The sequence below is a fragment of the Paracoccus rhizosphaerae genome, from assembly GCF_026162645.1.
Classification (GTDB): domain Bacteria; phylum Pseudomonadota; class Alphaproteobacteria; order Rhodobacterales; family Rhodobacteraceae; genus Paracoccus; species Paracoccus rhizosphaerae.
Window position 1 is genome coordinate 1 of sequence record NZ_JAOTBE010000090.1, and the last position, 10,732, is coordinate 10,732.

General features: G+C 63.9%; 11 protein-coding genes and 2 pseudogenes. 5 read left to right on the forward strand and 8 right to left on the reverse strand.

Annotated features, from left to right (window positions below):
- The first annotated feature begins 286 nt into the window (after window positions 1-286).
- Genes OC184_RS18275 through OC184_RS18285 form a run of 3 tightly spaced genes read left to right on the forward strand, consistent with a single transcriptional unit; the run spans window position 287 to window position 2,356 of the window.
- Entirely contained in the window at window positions 287-1,690 is a 1,404-nt protein-coding gene (locus tag OC184_RS18275; protein ID WP_265508587.1) for a thiol-disulfide oxidoreductase, read from the forward strand.
- Between the two features lie 34 nt (window positions 1,691-1,724).
- Window positions 1,725-1,958: a hypothetical protein gene (locus OC184_RS18280; RefSeq protein ID WP_265508588.1), complete on the forward strand. Its 234-nt coding sequence runs from the start codon at window positions 1,725-1,727 to the stop codon at window positions 1,956-1,958.
- Window positions 1,955-2,356 (forward strand): DCC1-like thiol-disulfide oxidoreductase family protein, encoded by a 402-nt coding sequence (locus OC184_RS18285; protein WP_265508589.1) that lies wholly within the window; start codon window positions 1,955-1,957, stop codon window positions 2,354-2,356. The genes OC184_RS18280 and OC184_RS18285 overlap by 4 nt, the downstream gene beginning before the upstream one ends.
- Window positions 2,357-2,397: 41 nt before the next feature.
- On the opposite strand, the gene OC184_RS18290 is transcribed toward OC184_RS18285, so the two are convergent.
- From OC184_RS18290 to OC184_RS18325, 8 genes are all read right to left on the reverse strand, one after another.
- A complete protein-coding gene (locus OC184_RS18290) occupies window positions 2,398-3,528 on the reverse strand; it encodes a metal ABC transporter permease (protein ID WP_265508590.1) in 1,131 nt (376 codons plus the stop codon).
- A complete protein-coding gene (locus OC184_RS18295) occupies window positions 3,525-4,655 on the reverse strand; it encodes a metal ABC transporter permease (RefSeq protein ID WP_265508591.1) in 1,131 nt (376 codons plus the stop codon). Before OC184_RS18295 ends, OC184_RS18290 begins: the two co-directional genes overlap by 4 nt.
- Window position 4,656: 1 nt before the next feature.
- Entirely contained in the window at window positions 4,657-5,451 is a 795-nt protein-coding gene (locus OC184_RS18300) for a metal ABC transporter ATP-binding protein (protein WP_265508592.1), read from the reverse strand.
- A gap of 36 nt (window positions 5,452-5,487) precedes the next feature.
- On the reverse strand, window positions 5,488-6,459 hold the full coding sequence (locus OC184_RS18305) for a metal ABC transporter solute-binding protein, Zn/Mn family (RefSeq protein WP_265508593.1): 972 nt from the start codon (window positions 6,457-6,459) through the stop codon (window positions 5,488-5,490).
- A 196-nt stretch (window positions 6,460-6,655) separates the two neighbouring features.
- Window positions 6,656-7,129 (reverse strand): manganese-binding transcriptional regulator MntR, encoded by a 474-nt coding sequence (mntR, locus tag OC184_RS18310; protein WP_265508594.1) that lies wholly within the window; start codon window positions 7,127-7,129, stop codon window positions 6,656-6,658.
- Between the two features lie 139 nt (window positions 7,130-7,268).
- Window positions 7,269-8,558 carry a PQQ-dependent sugar dehydrogenase gene (locus tag OC184_RS18315; protein WP_265508595.1) on the reverse strand — a complete coding sequence of 430 codons (1,290 nt, stop codon included), beginning with the start codon at window positions 8,556-8,558 and terminating at the stop codon, window positions 7,269-7,271.
- A 283-nt stretch (window positions 8,559-8,841) separates the two neighbouring features.
- Entirely contained in the window at window positions 8,842-9,237 is a 396-nt protein-coding gene (locus tag OC184_RS18320) for a VOC family protein (protein ID WP_265508596.1), read from the reverse strand.
- Between the two features lie 58 nt (window positions 9,238-9,295).
- Window positions 9,296-9,478 (reverse strand): hypothetical protein, encoded by a 183-nt coding sequence (locus OC184_RS18325; protein WP_265508597.1) that lies wholly within the window; start codon window positions 9,476-9,478, stop codon window positions 9,296-9,298.
- Window positions 9,479-9,732: 254 nt separating this feature from the next.
- Here OC184_RS18325 and OC184_RS20590 point away from each other — a divergent pair.
- Together OC184_RS20590 and OC184_RS20595 are read left to right on the forward strand one after the other, a co-directional pair.
- Window positions 9,733-10,033, forward strand: a pseudogene (locus OC184_RS20590) (IS66 family transposase); the annotation flags it as partial.
- A 21-nt stretch (window positions 10,034-10,054) separates the two neighbouring features.
- Window positions 10,055-10,594 (forward strand): annotated as a pseudogene (locus OC184_RS20595) (IS66 family transposase); the annotation flags it as partial.
- Window positions 10,595-10,732: the final 138 nt, after the last annotated feature.

Below are 10,732 nucleotides of genomic sequence, written 5' to 3' on the forward strand. Positions count from 1 at the left end.
CTGCTTGTGAAGAGAGATCAGCATCCTCGCCTCCCGTCCCGAACCTCGCCAAGGATAGATCTTGCCACGAAAAGCGCCGTCCGGCGAGGATCTATGTGATCATCCGGGATCGGACACCTAGCTTCCTTAAATGAAAAACTTATATTGATTAATGCCTTTTTACGGATAGGGAGACAAAAGGCACTTCAGGTTAACCAACACATTTGAAAACAACCATAAATTGTACTTGACCAATAATTCATTGTCATCATCATATCGTTCACGTCCCACTGAGCAGCCGCTCGACGTGGCGGACGGGCTGACGGCATTTGCCCCGCTCTGGGCGCTGGCGGCACTCTTCAGCATTGCGGGCGACTATGGCTCCCTTGCCGGTCACAAGGGGATGCTTTACGCCGTTCCAGCCTGGGCCGTGGTCGTGCAGAGTCTTCTGCTGATCGCCCGCCCCAGGGCCACGGCCCTGCTGGTTTCGTTGTCGGCCACCGTCGTGCTGCTTTACGCGCTGCGGGCGCCGGTGGCGTCCAACAACCAGACGATCACGACGGTGATGGATCTCGCCATCCTTCTCAGCGCCGGATACCTCTATTTCAGCTCTGGCAGGACCGGCATCGACCGCATCGCGTTCTACGAACAGATCCGGATCGTCGCGCGGGCGCTGCTGGCGATCATGTATTTCTATGGCATCTTCCACAAGATCAATACGGACTTCCTCGACCCGACGGTCAGCTGCGCGGTCGGGCTGTATCAGCCCCTGGCCAGCCCCTTCGGGCTGGAGGACAACCTGTTCGGGCGCTATCTGGCCATCTATTCGACCTTCGTGATCGAGGCGATCGCCATCGTCGCCCTCTACTGGCGGCGTTTCTTCGCTGTGGGCTTCATCCTGGCGCTGGTGTTCCACTACATCATCCCGATCTCGGCCTATTCCTGGTACATGGACTTCTCGTGCCTGGTCTTCGCGCTCTATATCCTCAGCATCCCGCGCCCGGTCAGCGCCATGGCGCAGCACACGATCCGGACGGTGCTGGCCCCGGCCCGTGCCCGCCTTCGCTCGTTCGAGACGCTGCTGATCGGGGCGGTCCTCCTTGCGGTGGCGGCTGCGATCGTCATGACGCTGCACACGATCTATCCCGACCGGTCGCTGGACATGCTGCGCCATTCGGTCGGCATCCTGCTGTGGGCTGTGATCGGCGGCGCGCTGATGGTCATTTTGACCAATGCGGCCCTGCATTACCTGCCCTATACCGGCCCTGCGCCGGCACGGCAGCCGCGTTGGCTGTTCGCGATCCCGGTCCTGTTCTTCCTGTCCTGCCTGTCGCCCTATCTAGGGCTGAAGACGGAGAGCTCGATCAACATGTTCTCGAACCTGCACACCGAGGGTGGAGAGACGAACCACCTGCTGTTCGACCGTCCCCCCTATCTGTTCGACTATCAGAACGACATCGTGCGCATCGTCGATGCCAACGACAATTGGCTGGAACAGCAGATGGAGAACGATCAGCACCTTGTCCTGTTCGCGTTGAAGGACTACCTCAGACGGCACCCGGATGCCTGGGTCACCTATGAGCTGAACGGCCAGACGGTCGAACGGGCGACAAGCGCGACCTTCGCCGACCAGCAGCCGGGCCTGATCGAACGGAACCTGCTGCGGTTCAAGACGGTCGACTACGACCGGCCCAAGGTCTGCACCCATTGACCCGGTCACGCCAAAGCCGCCATCGGAGATCGACATGAGCTATTACGAACCCTCCTCGCTGAAGGCCGCGGAAAAGCTGGCGACCGCGGTTCCGACCCCGCCGAACGGCCTGATGAAGGCAGTTCTTGTGGGCATCGTCCTGCTGGTGTTCGTGGGCGTCATCGATGCGATCGCGAACCTGCCGGTCATCACCGGATGCGCCTTCTATGGTCAGTGCGAGGTTCCCAGCAGCCCGCCGACCGAGCTTGGCGTGAGTCCCGCGGAATGAACCCGCCTGATGACGGCGCCCTGATCGTCTATGACGGCGACTGCATCTTCTGCCAGAACTACGTCAAGCTGGTGCGGTTGCGCGACATGGTCGGCAAGGTCGAGCTTCTGGATGCGCGGTCTGATGATCCGCGCGTCCGCGACTTCCAGCGGCAGGGATATGACCTGAACGAAGGGATGCTGTTCGTTCATCGCGGGCGGGTGCATCACGGCAGTGACGCGGTGCACATGATGGCGTTGTTGTCGTCGTCCTCGGACAGCCTGAACCGGCTGAACCGGAGGCTGCTGTCCAACCCCAAGGTCGCCAGGGCGATCTATCCTGCCCTGAAGCTGGGCCGTCGAGTCACGCTGTTCATGCGACGGCGCAGCCTGATCCCGCAGGGCAGCGACATCGACTGACGTGGCGTTCTGCGAGCATCGGCGGCCGGAAGAATGCCAGGCTAGTTCCGCCAGGGTTCAAGGATCGACCGGGCATGCTCTCTGCCCTTTGGCGTCAGGACAAGCAGATTGTCCTGACGCGCAAGCAGGTTTCGCGTCAGCCCCTGTGCGATGACCGCGCGCGCATGGCGGGCGGTCCAGCCCAGGTGCGTCTCCAGCGCGCGGGCGACGTTCTCCTCGTGCTGCTGAGTGCCGTCTTCGTGGGAATAGAGGTGGATCGCCACCGTCCGGAGGGCGTTGGCCTCTCGCTCGGTACGCTGGCGGTGCAGCCGGGCGATCACGCCGTAGCGCGGCCCGAACAGGAACGCGAGGCCGAGGAAGACGCCGGTCATCACCGCCATCATGCCGCCAATGGACACGTCCAGCACGACGGCGAGGTAATAGCCGCTGACGCTGGAGGCGATCGAAATGGCCATGCCGATGGCCAGCATGACCCACAGCCGGTCGGTCAGAAGATAGGCCGCCGACGGGGGGACGATCACGAAGGCCACAAGCAGCACCGCGCCGACCGCGTCGAAGGCCGCGACGGCGGTCGCGCTGGTCAGGAACAGCAGGGCATAGAAGATCGCCGTCGGCGCGAACCCCAGGGCGGCGGCAAGCGCCGGATCGAAGGTCGTGATCTTCAGTTCCTTGTAGAGCACCCTCACGAACAGCAGGTTCACCACGGTCATCACGGACATCGAAATCAGCGACCGGGGGATCTCGTATCCCGCAAGATCGACCGTGTCCAACCAGACGAAGCCGATCTCTCCCAGCAGGACCGTATGCTGGTCGATATGCACGTCGCGGGCATAGAGGTTCAGCAGCAGCACCCCGACCGAGAAGAGCACCGGGAATACCAGGCCAATGGCGGCGTCGTACTTGACGCGGCGGGTGCTGAACAGGAGCTCGGTCAGGAAGACGGTCAGGACTCCGGTCATCGCCGCGCCGACGATCTGGACGGGCCCGCTTGCCGCCCCGGTCAGAAGCCAGACGACCACGATCCCGAAGATGATCGAGTGGCTGATCGCGTCGGACAGCATGCTGTTGCCGCGCAGGACCAGGAAGGTGCCGACCAGCGACGAGGCGCAGCCGACCAGTGCGCCCGTCAGCATGATCATCAGCGAGATGTTCAGGAAGAAGGCCTCGATCATCTGTCGTCACCTTCGGGGGCATCGTCGATCCGCCGCGCTTCGGCGAATCCGGCCTTCGTCAGTTCCCAGTGCGGCGTCGTCTCGGGTGCATGGGTGACGGGGGCGACCAGGCCGCGACGTTCCAGCTGCTGCAGCGTCTGACGGGTCGGGGTGCCGTGGAAGGTGTCCAGCGCGCCAAGCTCGGCCCGATAGCCTTGGTCGCCATGTTCCGCAGCCAGTCCGTACAGCGTCGAGAGGACCTGCCTGCCCGCCAGCCTGCGACGGTCGCGCCTGCGCCGCAGGCTGGCCCATGCCAGCCCCCGGCCGGGCGCCAAGACCAGCGAGATCAGGACGATGGCCGAAATCGCCAGAACGATCAGCGGCCCCGTCGACAACCCCCGCACCGTCGCGCTGATAACCGCGCCAGAGACACCCGCCATAGTTCCGAAAAGGGCCGCAAGGGTGACCATGCCCCCCAGACTGTGCGTCCACTGCCGGGCTGCGACCGCCGGTGCGACGATCATCGCCGTCATCAGGACGACGCCGACCATCTGCAGGCCCACCACGACGGCCAGCGCGACCATCGTCGTCATCGCCACCTCGAGCGCGACAACCGGCAGCCCGAGCGAGGTCGCGAAACCGGGATCGAACGAGACCAGCTTGAACTCTTTCCAAAGCAGTCCCACCAGCGCCAGCGCGCTCAGCGTGACGCCGCCCATGATCCACAGATCGCCCCGCAGGATCGCTGCGGCCTGGCCGAACAGGAACGAATCCAGCCCGCCCTGCGACGCGTTGCCTCCGCCCTGGATATGGGTCAACAGCACCACGCCGATTGCGAAGGACACGCTGAGCGCGATCCCAAGCGCGGCGTCCGTCTTCAGCCTGCTCATTCGCGTCAACAGCAGCACCACCAGCGCGGATGCAGCCCCTGTCACAAGCGCGCCCGCCAGGATCGTCCCGATATCGCGTGAACCAGCGATCAGAAAGCCGATGCAGATCCCCGGAAGGGCCGCGTGGGACAGGGTGTCGCCCAGAAGGCTCTGCTTGCGCAGGACGGCAAAGCAGCCCAGCACACCGCTGGAGATGCCCAGCAGGGCCGCCCCCATCGCGACCGTCTGGATCGTGTAATCGCCCAGCAGCGCCAGCATCCTAATCCCGGCCCCCGCCGGCCGGCGCGGCGTCGTCGGCAAAGGTGCTGCGCTCGATCAATGCGATCTGGCCGCCATAGGCCTTTCGCAGGTTTTCGGGCGTATAGACGGTGGCGACAGGGCCCTGCGCGATGGCGCGGACGTTCAGGATGACCATCCAGTCGAAATAGGACCGCACCGTCTGCAGGTCATGGTGGACGACGATCACCGTCTTTCCCTGCGCCCGCAGGCGATGCAGGATGTCGACGATGGCGCGTTCCGTCGTCGCATCGACCCCGGCCATCGGTTCGTCCAGGAAATAGATGTCGGCCTGTTGCACCAAGGCGCGGGCCAGAAAGACCCGTTGCTGCTGACCGCCCGAAAGCTGGCTGATCTGGCGGTCGAGGAAGTCCTGCATCCCGACCTGCTCAAGCGCATGGAGCGCCGCCTGCCGTTCCCGCTTGCCGGGCCTGCGAAACCAGCCGAGGCGGCCATAGAGGCCCATCTCGACCACGTCCAGCGCGGTGGTGGGGAAATCCCAATCGACTGTCGACCGCTGCGGGACGTATCCGACCCGGCGTCGCTGCGCCGCGTAGGGACGACCGAAGATCCTGACATGTCCTGCGGTCGGCTTGACCAGCCCCATGACGGACTTGATGAACGTGCTCTTGCCGGCGCCGTTCGGGCCGACGATGGCAGCCATGACGCCCGGAGGGATGTCGATGTCGATATCCCACAGGACGGGCTTGCCCTCATAGCTGACCGTCAGGTCCTCGACATGCAGCGCCAGTTGCGGTTCGTGAAGCGGTTCGGTCACGGTCGACGTCTTTCTTCGGTGCGGTAGGTCAGCCGGTCACGGTGCCGCTTTCGCAAGGTTCCATTCCTCGGCCCAATCGGCAAGCGCCTCGGGAAGTGGCGGAGGGGTGCCGCCAAGGGCCTCGACGATCGTGCGCGTGTTCTCGTGGATCATGCCGATATAGGTGCCTCCGGGTGTTCCGTCCGCGCCCATGGCGTCCGAATAAAGCTGTCCGCCGACCCGAACGTCATGGCCCTGCTGCTGGACCGCGTCGATGACAGCCTGAATTGTCCGCGGGTTGATCGTGCTTTCGATGAAGATCGCGGGAACGCCTGTCGCGGCGACAAGATCGGCACTGGCGCGGATGTCGGCGACACTGGCCTCGGCTTCGGTGCTGATGCCCTGGATGCCCGCGACGGTGATGCCATAGGCCCTGCCGTAATAGGCGAAGGCGTCATGCGCCGTCACAAGCGTCCGCTGCCCGCTTGGGATGGTCGCGATGGCGTCACCGACCCAGGCGTCCAGCGCCGTCAGCTGGGCGACATAGCGCTCCGCATTCGCGCCAAAACCTTCGGCGCAGTCCGGCCGCGCCTCGCTCAGCGTCTCGGCGATGGTGGGGACGATACGGGACCAGAGACCAGCATCCATCCACAGGTGCGGGTCGATGCCATAGGCGCCATCGGTCCTGATCAGGTCACCTTCCGCGATCGAGGACGCGGCAAGCGCCACCGTCGGCTTGCGTTCGGCGAACTTGGCCAGGACCTCGCCGAGCTGACCCTCCAGCGAATAGCCGGAATAGAAGATGACATCGGCGGACTGAAAGCTCCGCACGTCAGAGGCGCTGGCGCCATAGAGGTGCGGGTCCACCCCCGGCCCCATGATCGTGGTGACCTCGACACAGTCGCCGCCGACATGCGTAGCGATGTCGCCGATCATGCCGATCGTCGCGACGACGTCCAGGGGGCGGTCCTGAGCGTGCGCGGCCCCGAGGCTGCCGATCAGAGCGGCAGTCGCCAGCAAGCGGATCATTCGACAGCAGCTCCTAACTACTTGTGCAACGACTAACTAATATAGCAAATGCTATGAAGCGCAATTGGGCATGTCAAGCACTGTCGGTGCGGCAAAAAGCTGTCGCTGCGGCTGCTGCTTGACGAACCGACAGGCGACGGCGGTCTGCAGCGGGAAGCTCAAGCATCGTGATCTGCGGTAGGCCGATGGTCTGCGGTCAGCGAGTCCCAGTGTCCTGCTGGCCATCCAGAAAGCGCGCGAAGGCTTGCAGCGTCTCCTCGCTGACATGATGTTCCATGCCCTCGGCATCATGTCGCGCCACCTCGTCGCTGACGCCAAGCGCGCGCAGGAAGCCCTCGACGATTTCGTGACGGCGGTGGCAGGCGGCTGCCAGGGCCTCGCCAATGGGGGTCAGGAACACGCCCCGATAGGGCCTTTGCTGGATGTATCCGTCCTCGGCCAGCCGCTTCAGCATTCTGGCAACCGTGGGTTGCGCCACCCCCAAGCGGCGGGCGATCTCGACCTGGCGTGCCTCGCCTTCGCGGCCGATCAGTTCAGCGATCAGTTCGACGTAATCCTCGCAAAGCTCAGTCCTGCGCGCGTTCCGGGTCTTCTGGAAGCCCTCGGCATGGCTCTCGGCGTCGATGCCGGGGGTGTCGCGTTTCGGCGACGTGGGAGCAGGCTGGGTCATGTCGTGCGGGCGGTCCATACGAAGATTTCGAAGACCTGCGATGATATATAGCCAGTGCTATGAAATCGCAATCTCCATTACTCTCGGCACGCCTGACACGACGACAGCCGCCATAGTGCCAAGTTAAGGCTACGGCGCGTCAGGCGGCGGTCACCCGCCAGATGACGTCGCCCACGTCGTCCGCTACCAGCAGCGATGCCTTGTCGGCCCCGATCGCGACCCCGACGGGACGGCCATAGGCGTGCCTTTCGTCCGACGACAGGAAGCCCCAGAGGATGTCGCGCGGCGGCCCGGACGGACGCCCGTCGGTGAACGGCACGAACACCACCCGATAGCCGCTGAGGGTCGAGCGGTTCCATGACCCGTGCTGGCCGATGACCATGCCGTCGGGAAAACCCGGCAGGGTCTCCGCTGGCATCCAGCACAGCCCGAGCGAGGCCGTGTGTCCGCCCAGGGCATAATCCGGCGTGATTGCGCGTGCGACCAGATCGGGATCCTGCGGGACGCGGTCGTCGACCGTCTGGCCCCAATAGCAATATGGCCAGCCATAGAACCCACCGTCCCTGACCGAGGTCAGATAGTCCGGCGGCGTCTCGTCGCCCAGCCCGTCGCGCTCGTTGACGACGGTCCAGAGGGTGTTCGACGATGGCTCCCAAGCCATGCCGACCGCATTCCTCAGGCCCGAGGCGAAGATGCGTGCCTTCTCGCTCTGCAGGTCCAGTTCCCAGATGGCGGCGCGACCCTTCTCGGCCTCCATCCCCTTGTCACCGATGTTCGAAAGCGAGCCGACGCCTGCGTAGATCTTCTGCCCATCCGGGGACAGGATCAGGCTGCGCGTCCAGTGTCCGCCGGGGCGGAAATCGACCAGCTTCCGGCCCGGCTGCGCAATGCTCACCGCACCAGTCTCATAGGGAAAGACGCTAATGCCGTCGGTGTTGCCGACATAGAAGCTGTCGCCGGCCAGGGCCATCCCGAAGGGCTGGTTCTGACCGTCGAGGAACACCTCCCTGATCTCGGCCCTGCCGTCGCCATCTCTGTCGCGCCACAGCGTGATGCGGTTGGCGCTGTCGCCGATGGCGCGGGCGCGCCGCATCGTGGCCTGAGTGGCATGATCCATCAGCGTTCTGGGGGGCGAGGGCTGCTCTTTCGACTCCGCCACCAGGACGTCGCCATTCGGCAGAACCTCGATCCAGCGCGGGTGATCCAGGCCCGAGGCGAAGGCGTTCACCCGAAGGCCCGGTGCCGCGCTCGGAACATGTCCCTCGACCCAGCCCTTTGCGGTCGGCATCTTCAGGGTCATGATGCCCTGCTTGCGCGCCGTGGGGATCGCGGGCGCATCGCCCACTGCCTGGGTCCGGGGCGCCCTGAAGCGCCTCAGAAGAACCATCGTCCCACCCACGACCGCCGTCGCCCTCGCCATGAAATCCATGCGTCATCCTGCACTTGTGATGAGCCGACATTACCGACCCAGCCCGCGCCGTCAAACGCCCCCCTTTCGGGGGCTATCCTCGCGCAGCGCGTCTGACCTGTTCCCCAACGACAGTCTTCGAGCCGAAAGAGCCGGGACCGGCCCGCCGCAGTTCCGTGAAACGACGTCGCGCCATCCGCAGCAGTACCGCCATCCGGTGCCTGCCGATTTGCATCACCTGAACCGCCGGTGGGGCATCCCGGCCCCGCAGCGCATAACGCTGCTTTAAGGACGGGCGCGGATCTCACCTGTAGCGGCCACCCCGCTGCAGGACCTCGATCTCGTAGCCGTCCGGGTCCTCGATAAAGAAGAACCGGGCGATCACGTCACCGCCAGGCGCGAAGTCGACAAGCTTGCGGGGCACCAGGCCATCGGCCTCCAGTCGGGCATGCAGCGCGTCCACGTCGTCAACCGAAAAGGCGACATGGCCATAACCGTCGCCTAGGTCATAGGGCTCGGTCCGGCCCTTGTTGACGGTCAACTCTAGCTCGGTTTCGCTTTCGCCATTGGACAGGTAGACCAGCGTGAACTTGTCGAAGTCCAGTCGCTCGGCCACCTTCAGGCCGAAGCAACGGTCATAAAATTCGACCGAGCGCGCCTCGTCGAGGACGCGGATCATCGAGTGGATATACTTGGCCATTGGATTTCCTTTCCTGATTCCCGGTCCACAACCTGAGCCTTCCTAGCAACTGTATCTTTCAGGCCGTCACGGCGGTCCATTTCTGATGGCTCTTGCACAAGGCCTTCGCGATGGTGACGCGCTTTCCGGCAACGGCGGTGATGATGACCTTGTGCGGTTTTCCAGCCTTGCGGGGGCGATCTGCGAAGGAGTTCAGGCTTGGGTTGTGATATGCCGCGACCAGTGCCGCCTGGAACGTCACGTGCCGCAGCCTCTTCGCCGGTGATGATGCCGATCTCGGGCATCTCGGCAATCAGCATCGCTGGCAACCGGGCCGGTCCCCGTCGACATGCTCGAACATCGCGGCGGTGCCCAGTTTCCAATGTGTGCGGGTTTGGACCAGCAGCCGTGGTCGACGTCGGCCGGTCTGGGGTGCTCCGCCGGCACGGGTTGGGTGATTTTTCTCCTGAAACGCCCTGTTATATTGGTTTCTGAGCATATGTGGTAGATGATGGCATGTCGAATGACGCGCTCATCCTTCCCGAGTATCCCCCTGTTCTAAAAGCAATAATCGCCGCCTTGCAGGCGGAAAACGCGAAATGTCGGCGGCAATTCGGACGCATGACCGCTGATCCAGATGCTGCGCATGCGGATCCCGAAGCTCAAGAAGCAGGCCTTTAGCAAGTCCTCGGAGAAGATTAGGCGCGAGATCGAACAGCTGGAACTGGCCCTCGAGGATCTGCTGATCGCTAGCGCCGAAATCGCCAGCACCCCGGCGGACGACGACGAGGCAGATGCCGTCCTTGAGGTCACGACCGGCGACATCGACGAGGGTAAGCCACGTCGTCGTCCCCGCGTGTCAGCAACCCCCCGCGAGATCGGCGGGAGCTCGACCTGGGCAGCTGCTGCCTGGATTGCGGCGGTGAGCTGCGGGTCGTGGGCGAAGACATGAGCGAGATGCTCGATCTGGTCGCGGCGCAGCTGAAGGTCCTGCAGATCGCGCGTCTGAAGAAGTCCTGCCGCCGCTGCGAGAAGATGGTGCAGACGCCCGCGCCCAGCAGGCCGATCCCAGGCAGCATGGCGAGTGTGGCCTGCTGGCCTAGATACTGGTATCCAAGTTCGGTGACCACATCCCCCTCTATCGCCAAACCGAAATCTTTGCCCGCATCGGCGCCGGCATCCCGGACAGCACGCTGGTCGACTGGTGCGGGCGCGCGATGAAGGTGCTGGTCTCGCTGATCGAGCGGATCCAGACCGATGTGATGGCCACTGACCTCCTTCACGCCGATGATACTCCGATCCGAGTGCTGGATCGGTCTATTTGGGACCGCGGTCTCGGCAAGGGGTGAGGCAGGGGCGGATCTGGTCCATGGAACGGCTTGCAGCCTGCGTGCAAAAACGTATGGCCCGCCCCGTCTGCAAGCGGCAATTTTTAATGACATGATCAGTCTGCACAAACGTATCCGGCATGTCAGCACAAAGGCCGCCGCCAAGATGGAGATCCGCGCGTCACAAT

Coding starts and splice junctions, on each gene's coding strand:
- OC184_RS18280 (WP_265508588.1), top strand. CDS start 1,725: ATGAGCTATTACGAACCCTCCTCGCTGAAGGCCGCGGAAAAGCTGGCG.
- OC184_RS18285 (WP_265508589.1), top strand. CDS start 1,955: ATGAACCCGCCTGATGACGGCGCCCTGATCGTCTATGACGGCGACTGC.
- OC184_RS18290 (WP_265508590.1), bottom strand. CDS start 3,528: ATGATCGAGGCCTTCTTCCTGAACATCTCGCTGATGATCATGCTGACG.
- OC184_RS18295 (WP_265508591.1), bottom strand. CDS start 4,655: ATGCTGGCGCTGCTGGGCGATTACACGATCCAGACGGTCGCGATGGGG.
- OC184_RS18305 (WP_265508593.1), bottom strand. CDS start 6,459: ATGATCCGCTTGCTGGCGACTGCCGCTCTGATCGGCAGCCTCGGGGCC.
- mntR (WP_265508594.1), bottom strand. CDS start 7,129: ATGACCCAGCCTGCTCCCACGTCGCCGAAACGCGACACCCCCGGCATC.
- OC184_RS18315 (WP_265508595.1), bottom strand. CDS start 8,558: ATGGATTTCATGGCGAGGGCGACGGCGGTCGTGGGTGGGACGATGGTT.
- OC184_RS18320 (WP_265508596.1), bottom strand. CDS start 9,237: ATGGCCAAGTATATCCACTCGATGATCCGCGTCCTCGACGAGGCGCGC.